General features: G+C 48.7%; 15 protein-coding genes. 2 read left to right on the forward strand and 13 right to left on the reverse strand.

Features of this window, described 5'->3' with window-relative positions; translation table 11 throughout:
* Window positions 1-5 precede the first annotated feature (5 nt).
* Window positions 6-779 carry a DeoR/GlpR family DNA-binding transcription regulator gene (locus tag GVI43_RS07385; protein ID WP_159566218.1) on the forward strand — a complete coding sequence of 258 codons (774 nt, stop codon included), beginning with the start codon at window positions 6-8 and terminating at the stop codon, window positions 777-779.
* Window positions 780-836: 57 nt separating this feature from the next.
* Window positions 837-1,691, forward strand: coding sequence for a tagatose bisphosphate family class II aldolase (locus GVI43_RS07390; RefSeq protein WP_159566219.1), 855 nt, complete (start codon window positions 837-839; stop codon window positions 1,689-1,691).
* A gap of 409 nt (window positions 1,692-2,100) precedes the next feature.
* Here the strand turns inward: GVI43_RS07390 and phoU are convergent, their stop codons facing one another.
* The 13 genes from phoU to GVI43_RS07450 form a co-directional block, all read right to left on the reverse strand.
* Window positions 2,101-2,814 carry a phosphate signaling complex protein PhoU gene (phoU, locus tag GVI43_RS07395; protein ID WP_159566220.1) on the reverse strand — a complete coding sequence of 238 codons (714 nt, stop codon included), beginning with the start codon at window positions 2,812-2,814 and terminating at the stop codon, window positions 2,101-2,103.
* A gap of 15 nt (window positions 2,815-2,829) precedes the next feature.
* Entirely contained in the window at window positions 2,830-3,600 is a 771-nt protein-coding gene (pstB, locus tag GVI43_RS15785; protein WP_211959075.1) for a phosphate ABC transporter ATP-binding protein PstB, read from the reverse strand.
* Between the two features lie 18 nt (window positions 3,601-3,618).
* Window positions 3,619-4,506 carry a phosphate ABC transporter permease PstA gene (gene pstA / locus GVI43_RS15790; protein ID WP_211959073.1) on the reverse strand — a complete coding sequence of 296 codons (888 nt, stop codon included), beginning with the start codon at window positions 4,504-4,506 and terminating at the stop codon, window positions 3,619-3,621.
* Window position 4,507: 1 nt separating this feature from the next.
* Window positions 4,508-5,464 carry a phosphate ABC transporter permease PstC gene (gene pstC, locus GVI43_RS07405; protein WP_159566221.1) on the reverse strand — a complete coding sequence of 319 codons (957 nt, stop codon included), beginning with the start codon at window positions 5,462-5,464 and terminating at the stop codon, window positions 4,508-4,510.
* Window positions 5,465-5,564: 100 nt separating this feature from the next.
* Window positions 5,565-6,605: a phosphate ABC transporter substrate-binding protein PstS gene (gene pstS, locus GVI43_RS07410; protein WP_159566267.1), complete on the reverse strand. Its 1,041-nt coding sequence runs from the start codon at window positions 6,603-6,605 to the stop codon at window positions 5,565-5,567.
* A gap of 212 nt (window positions 6,606-6,817) precedes the next feature.
* Complete coding sequence (glmS, locus tag GVI43_RS07415; RefSeq protein ID WP_159566222.1) at window positions 6,818-8,653, reverse strand: glutamine--fructose-6-phosphate transaminase (isomerizing); 1,836 nt, start codon at window positions 8,651-8,653, stop codon at window positions 6,818-6,820.
* A 225-nt stretch (window positions 8,654-8,878) separates the two neighbouring features.
* Window positions 8,879-10,249, reverse strand: coding sequence for a bifunctional UDP-N-acetylglucosamine diphosphorylase/glucosamine-1-phosphate N-acetyltransferase GlmU (gene glmU, locus GVI43_RS07420; RefSeq protein WP_159566223.1), 1,371 nt, complete (start codon window positions 10,247-10,249; stop codon window positions 8,879-8,881).
* 315 nt (window positions 10,250-10,564) lie between these two features.
* On the reverse strand, window positions 10,565-11,809 hold the full coding sequence (locus GVI43_RS07425; protein WP_159566224.1) for a lipase/acyltransferase domain-containing protein: 1,245 nt from the start codon (window positions 11,807-11,809) through the stop codon (window positions 10,565-10,567).
* Between the two features lies 1 nt (window position 11,810).
* A complete protein-coding gene (gene amrS / locus GVI43_RS07430; RefSeq protein WP_159566225.1) occupies window positions 11,811-13,229 on the reverse strand; it encodes an AmmeMemoRadiSam system radical SAM enzyme in 1,419 nt (472 codons plus the stop codon).
* Between the two features lie 73 nt (window positions 13,230-13,302).
* Window positions 13,303-15,546, reverse strand: coding sequence for a penicillin acylase family protein (locus GVI43_RS07435; RefSeq protein WP_159566226.1), 2,244 nt, complete (start codon window positions 15,544-15,546; stop codon window positions 13,303-13,305).
* Between the two features lie 10 nt (window positions 15,547-15,556).
* On the reverse strand, window positions 15,557-16,585 hold the full coding sequence (locus GVI43_RS07440) for an NAD-dependent epimerase/dehydratase family protein (RefSeq protein ID WP_159566227.1): 1,029 nt from the start codon (window positions 16,583-16,585) through the stop codon (window positions 15,557-15,559).
* On the reverse strand, window positions 16,582-17,664 hold the full coding sequence (locus GVI43_RS07445) for an acyl-CoA reductase (protein ID WP_159566228.1): 1,083 nt from the start codon (window positions 17,662-17,664) through the stop codon (window positions 16,582-16,584). Before GVI43_RS07445 ends, GVI43_RS07440 begins: the two co-directional genes overlap by 4 nt.
* A complete protein-coding gene (locus tag GVI43_RS07450; RefSeq protein ID WP_246201605.1) occupies window positions 17,661-18,719 on the reverse strand; it encodes a LuxE/PaaK family acyltransferase in 1,059 nt (352 codons plus the stop codon). Before GVI43_RS07450 ends, GVI43_RS07445 begins: the two co-directional genes overlap by 4 nt.
* Window positions 18,720-18,830: the final 111 nt, after the last annotated feature.

Below are 18,830 nucleotides of genomic sequence, written 5' to 3' on the forward strand. Positions count from 1 at the left end.
ATTTTATGAATTCTTTTGAACGAAGAAATCTTATTGTTGATATGGTCAATACTTCAGGAAGTGTACTGGTCAGTAACCTTTCGAGTAATTTCGATATTTCTGAAGTCACCATTCGCTCAGACTTACGACAGTTAGAAAAGAAGGGTTTGCTGGTTCGTTTCCACGGCGGCGCGTCTAAAGTAAGTCAGGATAAAGGCACGCTACTGGCAAACGAACTGCGATTGGAAGAACGCTATGAACAGGCGCTGGCGCCGAAAATGCGCATTGCTATTCTAGCCGCCTCTTTCGTTAAACCGGGAGAGACCGTTATTTTAGACAGCGGCAGCACCACTTTACTGATCGCCGAAGAGCTGGTCAAAATCGACAATATCACGGTTATTACTAACAATTTACCGGCCGCTTTTGCCTTGTCAGAAAATAAAGAAATTACCCTGTTTGTTTGCGGTGGCACGTTACGGCACAAAACCCGTTCCATGCACGGTAGCATTACCGAACAATCATTAAACGGTATCGTAGCTAACATTATGTTTGTTGGCGCTGACGGTATTGATGCTGAAAAAGGCATAACCACGTTTAACGAAGGTTTTGCTATCAGTGGCGTAATGGCGAATACCGCGCATCGGGTAATTGCAGTTATTGATTCATCTAAATTTGGTCGTAGCGGATTCAATCAGGTTCTGCCGATCGATAAATTAGACACCATCATTACTGACGAAGGAATAAGCGACCAAGATAAAGCTGCATTTCAACAAAAAAATATTACTGTCCTGACGGCTTAATATCATAGGTATTATCGCTGCTCCGGATAGCAATATTATTAAGAATTCAGAGGACTTATGTACCTTATTCCTAGTAATGAAATGCTAAACAAAGCCCGGAGTCAGGGCTATGCCGTTCCCGCTTTTAATGTCCATAATCTTGAAACCGTTCAAATTGTGGCTGAAACCGCCGCCGAAATGAGTTCGCCGGTGATTATGGCCGGCACTCCCGGTACCTTCAGCTATGCTGGGATTGATTATCTGGTCTCTATTTGTAAATCCGCAGCCAAGTTACACAACTTACCCTTTGCCCTGCATCTGGATCACCATGAAGTGGTGCCAGACATCGAAACTAAAATCAAAGCCGGTGTACGCTCGGTGATGATCGACGGTTCACACTTACCCTTTAGCGAAAATATAGCGCTAGTGTCAAAGGTGACCACACTATGCCACCGCTACAATATCAGCGTAGAAGCAGAACTCGGACGGCTTGGTGGGCAAGAAGATGACTTGGTGGTTGATGCTGAAAACAGCTTCTTTACTGACCCCGACGTGGCGGCTGAATTTATTGCCAAAACCGGCGTGGATTCTCTGGCCGTAGCCATTGGCTCCGCTCACGGTTTGTATCATGGTGAACCCAAGCTCGATTTTCAGCGATTAGCGCAAATCCAACGGCGGGTTGATATTCCACTGGTGCTACACGGTGCCTCAGGAATTCCAGAAGCTATGGTAAAACGCGCCATTGAATTGGGAATATGTAAAGTCAATGTTGCTACCGAGCTTAAAATTGCCTTTGCCGATGCAGTAAAAAAATACTTTGCACAGTTCCCTGAAGCTAACGACCCTCGTCAATATATGACACCAGGAAAATCAGCCATGAAGCAGATTATCGCTGAGAAAATCAGAATCTGCGGCAGCGCAGGCAAACTATAATTATCCTTCCCTTGGCTTTACCCGATTATTTATCATGGTCGGGTAGAGCCACCTTCGTTTTTACTGCGCAATGGCTACAGAAGCGCTTTGATATGAAACCTCTCTATTTTCTCTGCTGTGGCTGGGCGCCGGTTGACCGCTCCGACCCTCAACAAAACCGGGATGGCAGGGGCCACTATCAGTGATGCAGCCAGCGGTCAGTATTACGATATAAGCATGACTTCAGGATAAACGCTGACGAATGAACGCAGTCAGTGGTCAGCATTCCGCAGTTTTATATCAGCGTTACCAGATACCCGGCAGGGGCGATTTAATGCTTAATCATTCAGGAAGTGGATAACGATGAAGTTAACTCTTATAACCCCTCCAGTCATCGCCGAAGGGGCTATAAAACAGGATGTAAACTGGCTTACTTCTTAGCCAGCAAACTCTCAATTTCTTCGCCGCTGCGGTGGCGGAAATCCTGGCCTTTAACGAAGTAGAAAATAAATTCACAAATGTTCTGGCAGCGATCGCCAATACGTTCAATCGACCGGGCGCAGGCCAACGCGGTTAATACGCTAGGAATGGCGCGGGGGTCTTCCATCATATAGGTCATTAGCTGACGAATAATGCTTTCATACTCCTGATCGACCTTCTGATCTTCACGATAAATCCGCACCGCTTCATCAATGTCCATGCGGGCAAAAGCGTCCAGCGCATCGTGCAGCATTTGTACCGTGTGGCGACCCAGCGATTCCAGATTCACCAGCAACGGTTTATGCTGCTGAGAAAATTTCTCCAGCGCCATGCGACAAATTTTATCCGCCACGTCACCGATACGCTCCAGCTCAGAAACGGTTTTGGTAATCGCCATCACCAAACGTAAATCGCTGGCCGTTGGCTGACGTTTGGCAATAATTCTTACGCAAGCTTCGTCAATCGCCACTTCCATACTGTTCACTTTATGATCGTCTTCAATCACGCGCCGGGCCAGTTCTTCATCGGCCTGATGCATAGCATTAATGGCATCGGTAAGCTGTTGCTCTACCAGACCGCCCATCACCATGACCTGCGTACGGATGTGTTCCAGTTCAGCATTAAACTGACCAGAAATATGCTTTCCTAAATTAAGGTTTTCCATGAGGGTTCCCCGTTATCAACCGTAGCGGCCGGTAATATAGTCTTCAGTCTGTTTCTTTTGTGGTGTGGTAAACAGCATGTCGGTATTGGAATATTCAATCAGCTCACCCAAATACATAAACGCCGTATTATCAGAGCAGCGAGCTGCCTGTTGCATATTATGGGTCACGATCACCACGGTATATTCTGACTTCAGTTCGCTGATCAGCTCTTCAATCCGGCCCGTTGAGATAGGGTCGAGGGCTGAGCAGGGTTCATCAAGCAGGAGAACTTCCGGGCGAATAGCGATTCCCCGAGCGATACATAAACGCTGTTGCTGCCCGCCCGACAGGCTGTAGCCGCTCTGATTCAGCTTATCTTTAGTTTCATTCCACAGGGCAGCTTTGGTTAAAGCCCACTGCACGCGTTCATCCATTTCAGCACGGGAAAGGCGCTCGAACAGGCGCACGCCGAAAGCGATATTGTCATAAATTGACATGGGAAACGGCGTTGGCTTTTGGAACACCATCCCCACTCGGGCCCGCAGCAGCGCTACGTCCTGACTATCTTCAAGAATATTCTGACCGTCTAACAGAATCTGCCCGGTGGCAACCTGCTCTGGATAGAGCTGATACATTTTATTAAAGGTGCGCAGCAGGGTAGATTTACCGCAACCGGACGGGCCGATAAACGCCGTTACCTGATTTTTAGCGATATCTAATGAAATATCTTTCAGGGCATGAAATTTTCCATAATGGAAGTTCAGATCCCGTACCTGAATTTTGCTATTGGTTGAGTTATCGGTCATCGGATTCATTATTCTCTCTCAATATTTCTTCTTGGCGAACACAACCCGCGCCAAAATATTCAATAACAGCACGCACAGAGTAATCAGTAATACACCGGCCCAGGCCAGATGTTGCCATTCAGAGAACGGGCTCATGGCGAACTTAAATATGGTGACCGGTAAGCTGGCAATTGGATGGCTCAGGTCAAGGCTCCAGAACTGATTCGACAGCGCGGTAAACAGCAGCGGCGCAGTCTCACCGGCAATACGCGCTATGGCCAGCAGTACGCCGGTAATAATGCCCGATGTCGATGCTTTTAGGGTCAGCGATAAAATGATTTTCCATTTTGGCGTGCCTAAGGCGTAAGCCGCTTCACGCAGGCTATCGGGCACCAGCCGCAGCATGTTTTCAGTAGTGCGGATAACGATGGGAATTTGTAATAACGCCAGCGCAATCACACCGGCCCAGCCGGAGAAGTGCTCCATCCTGACCACGACAATGGTATACACAAACAGGCCAACTACAATCGACGGCGCCGACAGCAAAATGTCGTTAATGAAACGAACTAACGATGCCAGCAATGATTTACGGCCATATTCCGCCAAATAAATTCCGGCCATAATCCCCAACGGCGTACCGATAACCGTGGCCCACAAAATCAATAATCCGCTACCAGCAATGGCGTTGGCTAACCCGCCACCTGCGGTATTCGGCGGCGGCGTCATTTCAGTAAACAGCGCCAACGACATACCGTCGATACCTTTGGTGACGGTAGAAAACAGAATCCAAATCAGCCAGAACAGGCCAAAGGCCATGGCCAGTATTGAAATCAAAAGTGCGGCGCGGTTTTTCTGGCGACGCCATGCCTGCATGCGCTGGCGGCCGGCATTAAAAGACTCAATACTGGATTGATTAGTATCAGACATATCAGCTCCCCTCATTCTTATCTAAGCGTGAAATCATAAACTTAGAAATTGAGAGCACGACGAAAGTAATGGCGAACAGAATCAGGCCCAGCTCCATCAGTGCGGAAGTATGTAAACCCGACTCAGCCTCAGCAAACTCGTTGGCCAGCGCCGACGTGATACTGTTTCCCGGCATAAACAGCGAGAAGCTGTCCAACTGATAGGTATTACCAATCACAAAGGTCACCGCCATGGTCTCACCAAGCGCACGACCAAGCCCCAGCATAACGCCGCCAATCACCCCATTTTTAGTGTAAGGCAGAACGATATTGCGGATAACTTCCCACGTAGTACAGCCGATACCGTAGGCTGACTCTTTAAGCAGAACCGGTGTCTGTTCAAACACATCGCGCATTACTGCCGCAATGTAAGGAATGATCATAATCGCTAAAATCACCCCGGCGGCCAAAATACCAATACCGAAAGCTGGCCCGGAAAATAGCGTGCCGACAATCGGGATATTAGACATTACGTTGCCGATAGGCTGTTGAAAATATTTGGCAAACAGTGGAGCAAAAATAAATAGCCCCCACATGCCGTAAACAATGCTCGGAATAGCCGCCAGCAGTTCAATAGCAATACCCAGCGGGCGTTTTAACCAGTTTGGCGCTAACTCGGTAAGAAACAGCGCAATGCCAAAACTCACCGGAACGGCAATAATTAACGCAATCAGTGAGGTCACAATAGTGCCGTAAATAGGTACCAGTGCGCCGAACTTATCAGCCGGAGCATCCCACTCTTTGGTCCACAAAAAGCTAGCGCCAAACGCCTGAATGCTTGGCCATGAAGCAACCATCAACGACACAATAATGCCGCCCAATAGCAATAGCGTAATCAGCGCCGCTAACTTAACCAGCGCGCTGAAAAGAATATCGCCCTGTCTTCCCGGGGCTTTGATTACCGGCTTGTATTCAGCCATAAGCGTCTCTTTTAGATCTTTATTGCCCCTTCCCGGTCATCAGACCAAAAAGGGGCTTTTTATGAACCCGTCATACTCAACGTAAAGTACAAAAGGTATCTTAGTACAGCGCTTTTCCACTGCTATCTTTTATCTGCGTTTTCCATGCGTCACGCACCTGCTTGACGACCACGTCAGGCAATACCGCATAGTCTAGCTCTTTCGCTAACGGACCACCTTTATGGTAACCCCACTCAAAGAACTTAATCACTTCAGCCCCACGTTTCGCGTCTTTCTGAGTTTTATGCACCAGAATGAAGGTGGTTGATGTAATTGGCCAAGCGTTGTTACCCTTTTGGAAGGTCAGATCTTGGGCAAACGATTTAGACCAGTCAACGCCGGTCGCTGCCGCACTGAACGATTCCTGAGTCGGGCTAACGGCCTGACCATCGGCAGAAATCAGTTTGGTATAAGCCAGATTGTTTTGTTTTGCGTAAGAGTATTCAACGTAACCAATTGAGCCCGGTAAGCGCTGAACGAAGGCTGCAATACCGTCATTACCTTTTCCGCCTAGGCCTGTCGGCCAGTTGACCGTAGAACCAATACCGACTTTATCTTTCCAGTCACCGTTCACTTTTGATAAGTAGCTGGTAAAAACGAAAGAGGTGCCTGAACCATCCGCACGGCGAACGACGGCAATATCTTGTTCCGGTAGCTTCAGCCCCGGATTTAACTTAGCAATTGCCGGGTCGTTCCACTTTTTAATCGTGCCCAGATAGATGTCACCCAGCGTTTTGCCGTCTAACGTCAGCTGGCCAGATTTAATGCCGTCAATATTCACGGCCAGCACCACACCGCCAATTACGGTCGGAAACTGGAACAAATCTTCCTTGGCCAGACGTTGATCGTCCAGCGGGGCATCCGATGCACCAAAATCAACAGTGTTAGCAATAATTTGTTTTACACCGCCCGACGATCCGATTCCCTGATAGTTGATGTTATTCCCTGTCTCTTTTTGATAACTGTCAGCCCATTTGGCATAAACAGGAGCCGGAAAGGTTGCACCGGCTCCTGTAATATTTTCTACAGCAAAGGCCGATAACGCAGTCATCGATAAAGTGGTAGCTACTGCATAAGCAAGGGTTTTACGTATCAGTTTCATCATTCCTCCTAAAGGAATTTATTAGCTCTGCATCGTTAAATATAAGACTGATTATAAGTACAAGCCAAAAGATAAGACGAATTGATGACAGTATAGTGTCAGGTTGATGACAGTTTTATGACAGTGGGGAAATTTGTAGTAGCTGATATTTCTAAGCAAAAAAACCCCGAAATAACATTGCGCTATTTCGGGGTAGTATATCAGTTAAGCCATTACTCTACGGTAACAGACTTCGCCAGATTACGCGGCTGATCGACGTCAGTACCTTTGATCAATGCCACGTGATAAGAAAGTAGCTGAAGCGGTATGGTATAGAATACCGGAGCTACAAGCTCATCGACGTAAGGCAGTGGAATAATGGTCATGCCTTCAACGCTGGTAAAGCCCGCATCTTCAGCGGCAAATACATAAAGCTGACCGCCACGGGCGCGGACTTCTTCAATATTCGATTTAAGCTTCTCTAACAGCTCGTTGTTAGGCGCAACCACGATAACCGGCATATCGGCATCAATTAACGCCAGCGGACCGTGCTTAAGCTCTCCGGCTGCATACGCTTCTGCGTGGATATAAGAGATCTCTTTTAACTTCAAAGCCCCTTCCATCGCAATCGGATACTGATCGCCACGGCCTAAGAACAGCGCATGGTGTTTATCAGAGAAACCTTCAGCCAGCGCTTCAATGGTTTTATCCAGTGACAGCATCTGCTCGATACGGCTTGGTAATGCCTGCAGGGCATGAACGATATCATGCTCGGTTTTTTCTGGCATACCGTGTGAGCGGCCCATTTGGGCAACCAGCAGTAACAGAACGGTTAACTGAGTAGTAAAGGCTTTAGTCGAAGCAACGCCAATTTCAACGCCGGCTTTAGTCATCAGAGCCATATCTGACTCACGTACCAGCGAAGAACCACCTACGTTACATACCGCCAGCGAACCTAAATAACCCAGCTCTTTAGATAAGCGTAGCGCGGCCAGCGTATCGGCGGTTTCACCCGACTGCGACAGCGTGATCAGCAGACTTCCTGTACGCTTCGCCGGTTTGCGATAACGGAACTCAGAGGCGATTTCAATATCGCAAGGCACACCGGCCAACGCTTCGAACCAATAGCGGGCAACCATGCCTGAATGATAAGAGGTACCACAGGCAACGATTTGAACATGTTTTACCTGTTCCAGCATTTTAAGCGCGGGTTCACCGAGCTCATCGAGATTAACCAGACCATGGCTTATACGCCCTTCAAGGGTGTTTTTAATTGCCAGAGGCTGTTCATAAATCTCTTTTTGCATGTAGTGACGGTAAGCACCTTTATCGCCCGCATCATACTGACTGGTGGATTCCATATCAGGACGATCTACCGGCGCGCCTTGTTTATCAAAAATAGTCACCGAGTGGCGCGTTACTTCAGCAACATCCCCCTCTTCTAGGTAGATAAAGCGGCGGGTAACCGGCAGCAGGGCCAGTTGGTCGGAAGCAATAAAGTTTTCACCAAAGCCTAATCCGATAACCATCGGGCTACCTGAACGGGCTGCGACCAAAACGTCTGGATTACGGCGATCCATAATCACGGTACCGTATGCACCGCGCAGCACTTTAACCACGCGCTGTACCGCTTCAAGCAGGGTTAATTCACTATTATTTTTGAGTTCATCGTGCACGGAGTGCGCAATAACCTCGGTATCAGTTTCTGAGGTGAAAACGTAGCCTTTGGCGATTAACGCATCGCGCAAACCCTCATAGTTTTCAATAATACCGTTATGAACCACGGCAATATAACCAGATTCGTGAGGGTGAGCGTTGCTTTCAGAAGGCTCTCCGTGGGTTGCCCAACGGGTATGAGCAATACCGGTTCCACCTTTCAGCGGAGACGCGTCAACTGCTTCACTCAGCATGTTCACTTTGCCTAAGCGACGAATACGCTGAAGGTTATTGCTTTCATCTACAACAGCAATACCCGCAGAGTCGTAACCGCGATACTCAAGACGACGTAAACCTTCTAACAATATTTCAGCTATATCTCGTTGTGCTACTGCACCAACAATTCCACACATCGTTTTATATTCCTAATTAAAGAACCGGATGATTATCCTGATTCTGTTCGATGCCCTTGACCTTTTTTTGCCGGATTTCCGACTTCCCCGAGCCTGTAGAGTTGGGGATTATTATATTTTGGTATCGATCTTATTGGTGAAACAAGGTCGATAACAAAAATTAATCACTATTTGATTTATCAGGATGCGGGGCGAATTCTCTCCGCATCCTGCAATACAACTACGCTATTTCTTTTTCACCGGCCGCTGCCAGCCGCTAATATGCCGTTGCCTGACCCGACTAATCACCAGTTCATTCTCACCAACATCGCTGGTCACCGTGGTTCCGGCACCAATGGTAGCGCCGTTGGCTACGCTGACGGGCGCAACAAGTTGAGTATCCGAGCCAACAAACACGTCATCACCGATAATGGTCTTAAACTTATTGGCGCCGTCATAGTTACAGGTGATAGTACCTGCACCAATATTGACCCGATCGCCAATATCGGCATCGCCCAAATAGGAGAGATGACCGGCTTTAGAACCTTTACCCAAACGCGCATTTTTGATTTCAACAAAGTTGCCAACGTGAGCGTCTTGCTCCAGCTTAGCGCCGGGGCGCAGGCGGGCAAAAGGCCCAATCGTACAGCCCGTGCTGAGCTCTGCATTTTCAATGACGCTGTAGGGGCTGATAATGCTGTCATTATCAATCACGCAGTTTTTCAGTATGCAGCCGCTGCCAATATGTACCCGATCGCCTAACACCACCTGACCTTCAATAATCACATTGGTATCGATGGTGATATCGCGGCCGTGAATTAATTCACCGCGCAGATCAAAACGGGACGGGTCATTAAGCATAACGCCGGCAAGCAATAGGCGCTCGGCCTGCTCTGACTGATAGACTCTTTCCAAACGGGAAAGCTGTAGACGGTTATTCACCCCTTCAACTTCGCTTAAGCGGGATGGGTGAACGGCTTCAATGCATTTACCTTCGGCGTGAGCTAAGCCGATGATATCGGTAATATAGAACTCACCCTGAGCGTTGTTGTTGTCGAGCTTGGTTAACCAGCGCTTTAAATCATTGCCGCTGGCAACCAGAATTCCAGTATTGATTTCGTTAATCTTATGCTGTTCCGGCGTGGCATCTTTGTGCTCAACGATACTCACAATACGATCGTCTTTACGCACGATACGACCATACCCGCTAGGGTCGTCAAGCTTCACCGTCAATAGGCCAATGCCGCCTTCTGGCTTAGCGTCCACTAAGCGACGAAGGGTATCTTCACAAATTAGCGGCACGTCACCGTACAGCATGAGTACGTTTTCATCGTCAGCAAAATAGGGGGCCGCCTGCTGCATCGCATGGCCGGTACCCAGCTGTTCAGCCTGTAAAACCCAGTTAATAAACCGATCGGCTAAAGCCTTTTTAAGTAGGTCACCGCCGTGGCCGTAAACCAGATGAACCTGTTTTGCACCCAGTTTAGACGCTGTATCAATGACGTGCTGTACCATCGGCTTACCGGCCAATAAATGCAGTACTTTTGGAACATCTGAATACATACGCGTACCCTTACCGGCGGCAAGAATAGCTACGCTAAGTTGAGACATTGACATAAACAACCTACTAAAAAATTGATTGGCGAAAGTAAACCTGTTTAGCAACGAAATTGCTACTTATTTCTCATCGAAAACTACCCACAGGCCTTACGCCATAAGGGGTAATGAAAAAAACGCGGTTTACCGATAAATAGTCAAAAAACCGTCTGCATTCGGAGACAGATTTTCACTGATTATGGTGAAATAATAACGTGTTATCGCCACGGATAAACAACTTTATTCTAATCACATAATAAGTTAACAAAAAACGGGAAAAATCCGTTTTACCCCCAATAATCTTAGGTAAGAACGGCTGTTGGTGATAACCAACAATTAACCTAGCCGTTTTTGTCTTTCTACCGCTAAATCAAACGCTAAACTTTGCAAGTTGGGCGTATGGTTAATCAGTGCCCGATGCGTTCTGGCCTGACTGACGTAAATATAGCTCTGCCCCCAAGGCTGATGGTGAGTATCGCGAACCACCGGACCACAACGCTCGGTAAGTAAACCACTCAACGGCAAATGATCGTCTCCGGCCGCCAGCGTTTGTGAAGCAAGTTGAGGTACATCGCGCAAAATACTGTTGGCCTGAAAATACCAACGCTGGCGATGATAGACGGCGGCTTTGACCGCCTGATTATTATCGCTTAGATACCAAACCTGAGGAACCGTCTGTTCTAACGGTGAAGCGCCGGCAATGCTGGCCGCGAACGCTTTAGCATTCAATAAATTTTGGCCTAGGCTATTTCTGACTCGCTGGCACTGTGGCGAAACCTCAGCGCCGGATGCCCGATATGGCCCCATTTGATAATGCTGCCAACACTGAGGGTCATATATATCAAAGTCCTTCAGCGGCTGGCCGTGAATATCAATAACGCTCGGGTTAGGTGGAAGAAGCTGATAGGCGCTAGGGTAACTGGCAATATCGTCTGCAGAAAAACCATGAAGATACCGGGTTGCCGCATAGTAACCGGTGTCCATCATCGACAGCGCATGGAAAGTACCCTGCCACGGAGGGCCAAAAGAGTACCATTTAGCGATAGTTTCACGATTTTCAGCGGTAGTATTGCGCAGCCAGTAGCGGACAGCCAGATTTGAGGCCGACTGCCCAATGAGTACAATTTTCTGATCGGCACCGAACAGCGCTTTCAGCCGTTGAACTTCAGCATCTAAACGGTCAGCTAACCGTCGGTGATCGGCCCGCCAGTCGTGGCCGAGAAAAAACAGATCCTGCCCTTCCTGATAACCGAGTGCCGTTTGTAAAACCCGCTTTAATTCTGCCGTTACTAAAGTATGCAATAAGCCCGGCACAATGGTAAAAGCGTGCAGTTGCTCACTAGCTAAAATCTGGGTTCGATGGGCTTCGCTATCCAGATATTCATAGGGCTGACGGGCAAAAAAGCCTCCCGAATCTCCCCATATAAATTTCTGTTGCTGGCGATCGTACAGCTTAGTGCCAAGGATACCGGGAAGGTAAATCACCGGCAGGTTCTGGTGTTTACCTCCCAGCCCCGCGCGGCGAAGCTTAGCGGCTATCGATTGCGCTCGAATAGCCGAATACCCCCAGTTCAATGGCATATCAGCGCCTCCTGAGCGGCAGGAAGGTTAAAGGAACATCTTCGCTTGCCTTATTGGTTTGCTCAGCGCCGGTCACCGGGAAATGAGCCCGATCGTATACTTCAAAGATCTGGCACCGGTTGCCCGGCGAATGGTAAAGCCGAATACCCTCAGCCCGATCGTCACTTTTAGATAGCATAAAACGGTCACAGCTATTGCGACCAGGCTCTCCCACCGGGTGACCATCGGCTGAAATAAATTGGTAAAACAGCTCCGAGTCGCCCGAATGTTCAACGTGACAGGCCTGAATAGCGCCGCGGAACATATGGGTAGAACAGGCTAAACCCGACGGTATTTCAGCAATAAGCGGTTTGGCTTTTTCAGCCTGCCACGGCAGCAAAATTGGTGACGTAATGCCGCACTGCGGGCAATGGCCGTTATCCAAGAAAGATCGGGCAATCAGGCCACTACGTTGAACCCACGGAGTATGGCATTCAGGGCAATAGGAGTTAGCGCTTTGGGTATCAAACACGTTGCCCAGATAGACATACCGCATACCGTCGTCAATCGCCTGCTGTCTTGCCTGTTCTAAAAACGGAATTGAGGTCCGCTCAACGTGGGTATAACGATAATCCGGGTGAAAGCGCACATAGTGCAGCGGAATTTCCGCGTCCAGATTGTTCAGCATCCAGTCAGAAACCCGGCGGGTTTCGGTTAAATTATCATTTCGACCGGTAACGCACAGGTTCGAAACCTCAAGATGTGGGCCGTTCCCGCCTTTGCGGGCAGCGTAAACCTGCAAAATACCGTCCAGAATGGGCTGTAACCGGCCAGAGGTAAACTTGCGATAGAAGCTATCGTGCATCGATTTGAGTGAAATACTGAAAATATCCATCACTTCCAATAATTCATCAATACCTTTCTCACTGATGTAAAAAGCACTTTTATACAGATTTTTTAAACCGTGCTGACGGGCCAGTCTGGCGGTATCCATAACGAACTCATGCCAAACGATCGGGTCATTATAGGTCCATGAAAGCACGCGGATATTATGTTTTAGCGCATAGTTAACCACGTCTTCCGGGCTGTAATACATGACATTACTGTCCTGCACGTAACGAGCCTGACTGGTAGTCCAGTTCTGGCAAAAATCACAGTTCAGCATACAGCCGATATTGCCTAACGAAAGGATCTGCTCGCCGGGCGCATAGTGGTAAACGGCTTCGGTTTCAATGCATTCTTGTGTCATTGGCACTGACTTGCCATAGTTTAGGCTAACTAACGATCCATTTTCATTACGGCGCATGCGGCAGGTGCCGGTGCGCCCTAGGCTAATTTTACAGGCTCGGGGGCACAGCTCACACTGTACTGCACGGTCCGGTAATGCGTGCCATAAACTAGCTGGGTGTCCAGTTTTCTGCCACTGTTTTACTACAGCCATATATAAATCCCTCTAATTTGACTAAACACGTCCGATTGCTTCACATTAATAAATAACTTAAACGGTAATGCTATTAATTATTATTTTGTTTGTTTTCACACTTTGGACATGGAACGGTGGTTGTCCAGCGCTGGCCTGCCTGCCAACGCAAAAGCGTTGGTTTCAGACGCCAGAAAAAAGGATTCCCTTTAGCCGGCGTATTCATCATATAGCGTATTTCACCGCTGTCGCTTAAATCACACAACACTTTGAACCCAGGCCCGAAAGTATAGGGTTTACCGTGTACCGGGCCATCGCTGCCGGTCTGGGACTGGGTGAGAAAATCGGTATTTTGTCGAGTCGCATGAACGGTTTCCCGATTACCGCCCTGATAAGGGTAGCGGCCGGTAAGTAGCTTTTTTAGCCATGCGGGGCGCTTTATGGTGTGTTGGAACTCAACTACCGGCAGAGCAGTGCGGCTGCATACGTCCAGCGCGCTGGCATACGCCCCCTGAATCATCAGGCTAACGGACGCTTGCTGATGCTGCCAGTCCCCCAGATGATGCTGTAAAATAGTCAGCACGTTCCAGCGACAGCCGGGCCAAAAATCGACGTATAGCATTCGCGATCCACGCTTAAGCACTTTACGTAATACCTGAGCCGTCAGATGCTGCATCCATGATTCAAACAGCTGAGAGGCTTTGACATTTCGAGTATCGCCATCCCAATTACATAGCATCGAAGGCTCAGAGAGGTGAGAGAGTAAAAATGGCAGTGAACGGCGGGCAAAAATATCAACCTTATCGTCCTGAATGGCCTGCATACTCTCTAAGCTGTGGCGTTGAGTTTGTTTAATCAGTTCACTAATGCGCAGCGCCCGGCTTGGCGAATGCCAGCGGTTTGATAGCGCACGTTTACCGCTAAACAGCGACTCGCTGTACTGATTGGCATAAACCACATATCCCTGAGGTGGATTATGTTCAACCGGCAGCTCATCAAAAGGCACGTAGCCAAGCCACTGATGGTCGGGGTTAGCCAGATTAAGAATCAGGCTGCCAATCTCGCTTTTTCTTTTTGGAATATAGCCCATAGCCTGTAGGCCGATATCCCCATGAATATCGGCATAGCCCACCATCATTGGAGAATTATGAATATCGACCAGACTAGCGCGAAAGCTTTGCCAGTTATGACATTTTGCTAACGAGTAGCAGGTAATATCCCCTTGCGGGTGCTCCAGCGCTGGCCAGCGCAAAAACAGACCATAGCCCTCTTTTTCAGATAACAACCGCCCCTGAGAGAAACCATAGGCGCTAAATTCGTGCGCTTTACCCGATTTACAGCTGATTTTCTGCGGCTCGTGATTAAGAGGAACCCAACCGTCTGCCGTTCCAACTAACTGCTCAGCTAGGTTAATTTTTCCCCAGAACAGATCCTGATTGTCAGCCATAATGCCAACCATACCCCATGCGGCATGACGGTTACGGCCAACAATAATTCCCGGAGAACCCGGAAAATGAGAACCAACGGCGTATAGCCCTTCATCACTGACCAGTTTACACATCAGGTTAAAACCGGGGTTTACGTGCCCCATATGAGGATCGGCGGCTAACAGCGGCAGCCCGGACTCAGTATGCTGACCGCTCACGGCAAAAACGTTAGAGCCGGTGTCAGGAGACGCCAGCCCAAGATGTTGCATACCCAGCAAACCATCACGCAATGCCTCTTCCACCAAGGCTAAGCGTTGACCGTCAGAATCCAGAGGTAACGGAGGTATCGGGTTCCCCTCAAGGCTCACGGTGGTTAATAACTGTTTATGCTGTTCAGGCGTTAAGCGGCCGGCTAAGCGGGTATGAAACAGCTCATATTGCCAGGCAGAATTGATAAAATATTTGAGCTGGCCGATCAGATAGGCATCGGTTAAACAGAACGGCCGAGGATGATATTTCAGCAGTAAACACTCAACGGGCAAGAGCCGTTGATCTGCCTGCGCTTGGTTTATTCCTGCGATATAGGCCTGAATGTTCTGATATTGCTGACCTTGCCATGATGATGGATCGGCGGCGGCATCACTGGCCTCGGCTCGCTGAGCCAGAGCCTTTAGCCCCAAGCGACGCTGAAAAACATCGGCTCTTAACGCGCCGTTTCCCATAATTTCTGACAGTTCACCAGCGGCTACACGGCGGGAGAGATCGAGCTGCCATAGGCGAAAACGGCCAGCGCCATATCCTTGGCCAAAAAACACCGCCCTGTCAGAGCTCCCCTGCACCGCCAGTAGCTGTGGGTTATCTAACGTAACGGTGACGTCTCCCCAAGGGCTTTGTAACTCAATGGCTTTCATAGCTAATCCTTCATTTTGTAGCGAGCCGGTTTTCCTTGGCTACCCGTTCAGCCAGCGTTTGGGCAAACGCTCTTAACTCTTGATAGGGATCGCCGGCTGACCAGTTAAGCTGCCGTTTGGCCTTTTCCGATCCATACATATAGCTGCTGCCGTCCATTATTCTCAACGCTTCTTGAGAAAGTGGCATCGTGAGGCCGCAGGCGGCGAACTTATCCATAACCCAAGCCAGCGGTTTTAATACCGACGCCGACCGTGAAGGCGGAATGCCGCGTTTACTGACCTCAGCCAGCAATGCAAAAACTTCAGGCATCGAAAAATCTTTGCCGGTAAACAAAAAATTTTGCCGCTGAATCAGTGGATCAACCAGACGGACCAGCCCATTGCACAGATGTTCCACATGGCACAGCTGAAAACTGCTGGTGGTGGTAATTTGAAAAGGGATCTTGCCACGAAAAAAAGCGTTCATCGTCTGGCTAAGCACGCTGCTATCACCGGGCCCAAAAACGCCGCCGGGAATGGCGATATTCACCGGTAAACCCAGTTGCTGCCGCTGCAATAGCAAGGTATGGGCTATCTGTTTTGTCTCTTCATAATAGCTACGAAACTTACCGTTATGTTGGTGGGTTTCATCAGGAAAAGTACCAAAAATTTCTCCCAATGCGGCCGTGGTACTCAGGTAAACCATATGAGGGATAGCGGCTTTCCGTGCCGCATCAAACAGGTCTAAGGTCGCGGTGACATTGGTCCGATACATTGTCTGACGAGCCGAACGCGTGGCGGGTAAACCGACTCGGTAATCTGCCGCCATATGAATTAACGCCTGATGATCTTCAAGCGTAGCGCTGTAGCTTTCGGGTTTTAACAAGTCTCCGATAACTAACCGCGTTTCAGGCGGTAACTCAGGTCGCCCCGGCATTTTTTTTAACTGTGATGACCGAACGAGAACGGTGAGCGCATATCCCTGCTGATAGAGTTTTGGTAGCAGGTGAGAGCCAATAAAACCGGTTCCACCCGTCACAAAAATACGAGGCCTGCTCATAATGGGTAATCTTCCCTGTGGATAAACCTAACCAATGACGGCAGTATAAAAAACCCATCGTGAGGGGCTAATAACGAACGCGCATGCATCGTTCCGACCGGACAATAGCGGGTAAAGCTGCCGGTTTGCGGGCAGGCCGGTTTTCCCCAATATCCCAACGTTTGTAAACGACCGGGCCAGCGCAGTTCAGCTTGGTACAAGTTTTGCTCAATCGGGCCGACGATAATCTGGAAACCATGGGGTAACCAAAACGCCGGAATAAAGCTGTGCGTTAAGGTAACACCCCAACCTGAAGCGGGGCTATAAGCCACTTTCCCCAGCAGTGGCTGCAGAATATGGTGCATAGCCAACTCACGGGATTTGGTTAATTGCTGCAACCGTTGGTTTTCCGGCAATGGCGGTAATTGGTCTAATCTTTGCTGTAGCTGGCTATATACATACTCAGCAACACTTTCATCTTCCGCTAAAATAAAGCGTGGCGAGCTACATACGCATTGAAGGAACAAACAGGTATCTTTCACAATGTTTTCGATTGGTGGGATCTGCTGGCCAAACAGTGCCATACCGCTTATCTTGGGCCCCAACTCAATCAGCCGAATATGAACCGGCGTAATATTTCGATAATGACGGATTAAATCTTCACCACCGGCTAATAAAACGGTATCAACGCCACTGAGTAGCCGTTGGTCATCCTGACGTTGGCTTTGCCAATCATAGATTTCACAATCATCGGCCGAAAGGCCTAGTTCCTGACGAAGCCAGATCAGCCAGTCACGGGAATGTCTGGCCTTTATACGCATTTTACTGCCGATCAGATAGGCCACCAGAAACCCCTCCAGCGTGCCCAACGGATCTTTTTCCGAGATAATAAACAGTAACCGATGAGGTGGCCGCCAAATATGGTCGGCCAGTTCATTGGCTACCTTTTGTTCAAGTAAATCAGAGCTACTTAGCTGCCGTAGGCGGGCCAGACAAAAAGCCTGAGTCTCTGGATCGGCCGAGAACTGGAAATAGCTCTCAGCACACTGACCGATCCACTGCTTTATTTTTGCTACTCTCTCCGCTAGCTGGCTACTCATATTGCTTCAGCCGCACAGGTTCCCTCTGGGGATGCCGCTCTACCAATATAACGCAAGAAGCGCCCCGGAAGTCCGCATGAACACCCATATTCCCAAGAACCGAGATCTTGGGTCAGCAAACGATGAGAAGGTAATGAAGCAAAGAACGGGTTTTCTAACTGAATAAGGCCTGGTTGGCTATTTTCTGCCTCCAGCCCTGCCGTATTGATAATAGAAAACCGGGAGTAAGCCGGTATATGGAAATGCCCTTTCCGACAGCTGATATAGTGCAGCGGGTGTTCGGTCATACCGTAAATATCGCGAATATCCACCAACGGGGCCTGTAAACACTGATTCAGACCGGCAATAATCTGCTGGCGATCGAGACGTTGGGTCATTCCTTTCCAACCGCCGCCGGTTAATCCCTTGACCGGTGCCTGTAGCGTAAAGGGAGCTGGCTGACTTAGGCACAAATGCTCAAAGAAAACCGTTAGGCCAAAAATGTAGATAGGTACGGGTTCATTAGCCCAACGCTGTAGGGTATTCCAGGCCAGTTCGGTATCTAAACGCCCGTCGGCCTGCACGGCAAATACGCACTCCTGTACCGGTGCGCAGGCAGTGAATTTCAGAAAGGCGGTAGCATACCCGGCCAGATCGCCCGCAGAAGGATCTGGCGATAGCAGCAGAAAGCGGGCGGGAGCCGGTGAAACCAAGCCATTATGAATAAAAATCTGTACCATTGCCCGCTGAATCAAGCCCATGCTGGTAACATCAAAAAACACCTGCGTTTTACCGCTATTTCCTGTTCCAGAGCTATTCAACCATTGCCCGTCACCGCCAACCGGCGTGGCAAGATTTAACGTTTTAAATAGACCAACGGGAATGACCGGATTGGGCTGTGAATCACACAGCTTTGCATAGGTTGGATTACGGCTTTGATGCCAAAGATCGGCCTGCTGCATTGCCGCATTGAAAAGGTGTTCATTAGCATCAGAATTCAACCCATAAGGTGAAGGTAAATTCACCAACATTTCGATAGCGGTAAGCTGTGCCATACATTCCTTGTTATCTGACATAGTTAGATCCATATAATAGCCCTGCAATACAAATCAATCATCGCTATCAGCTACAAATTTGACGATTAGCATCATTTTATTGATAGAGTTTGCCGACATAAGTTCAATTCA

The sequence above is a fragment of the Budvicia diplopodorum genome (assembly GCF_009800925.1).
GTDB lineage: Bacteria > Pseudomonadota > Gammaproteobacteria > Enterobacterales > Enterobacteriaceae > Budvicia > Budvicia diplopodorum.